This is a genomic window from Staphylococcus pseudoxylosus (genome assembly GCF_003697915.1).
GTDB classification, from domain to species: domain Bacteria; phylum Bacillota; class Bacilli; order Staphylococcales; family Staphylococcaceae; genus Staphylococcus; species Staphylococcus pseudoxylosus.
The window spans coordinates 1-918 of record NZ_RCVN01000046.1 but is presented as its reverse complement, the minus strand read 5'-3'; the positions used below and the strand labels follow the sequence as shown (position 1 = coordinate 918).

The following is a 918-nucleotide window of genomic DNA, read 5'->3' as shown; positions in this document are numbered from 1 at the left end:
CAAACTCTGGTATAATTAATTATTTAATTGACCCTAATAAAAATAATTTAATGAGTTATGGTTATTTCTTTGATTCAAGTATCTTTGCTGGAAAGGCTACGATTAATCGTAAAGCGGAAACTTCATCAGCTCATGATGTAGCAAAAAGGATATTTTCCAAGGTTCAATTTCAACCAACTACAACCATTCAACACGCTCCATCTGAAACAGACCCTAGAAACTTGTTATTCATTAACTTTGCTTCAAGAAACTGGAATAGAAAAAGAATCACGACAAGGGTAGATATTAAGCAAAGTGTGACAATGGACACGGAAACAATAGTAGAACGTTCAGCTTATAATTTTGCTGTTGTGTTCGTTAAAAATAAAGCAACAGATGACTACACAGACCCTCCTAAAATGTACACAGCAAAAAATAACGGAGATGTCATTGATTATAGCACTTATCATGGAGACGGAACAGACTTGCCAGATGTAAGGACAACCAAAACATTGTTTTATGATAGAGATGACCACGGAAACCCTCCTGAGTTGTCTACTATTAAGGTTGAAATTTCTCCCTCTACAATCGTCACAAGGTTATTCTTTAATCAAAATGAACTTTTTCCTTTGTATGTTAATGACTTAGTAGATATTTGGTACGAGGGCAAGCTATATTCAGGATATATAGCAGATAGAGTTAAAACAGAGTTCAATGATAGACTTATTTTTGTAGGAAGTGGAGACAAACCGAATGTTATATGAGTATGTAGCTACTTATGGCGACAAATATAGAATAGATAGCTTTAAAGGGCATAGAGAGCTTCGTAAAGACCACTTAGAACTATTGCAAGGTAAAGTGTACTATAATAGTAAAAACACGCTTAGAATCGAGACCACGCTCTTGTATGAAGTCGGACAATTTGTATCAATTGGTGGT

General features: G+C 34.9%; 2 protein-coding genes. Both read left to right on the top strand.

Features of this window, described 5'->3' with window-relative positions; genetic code table 11:
* A partial coding sequence (locus tag D9V42_RS14710; protein ID WP_122065550.1) for a hypothetical protein occupies nucleotides 1-743 on the top strand: 743 nt, incomplete at its 5' end.
* Nucleotides 733-918: hypothetical protein (locus tag D9V42_RS14705; protein ID WP_208639092.1), on the top strand; the 186-nt coding region annotated here is incomplete at its 3' end. The genes D9V42_RS14710 and D9V42_RS14705, both read left to right, overlap by 11 nt.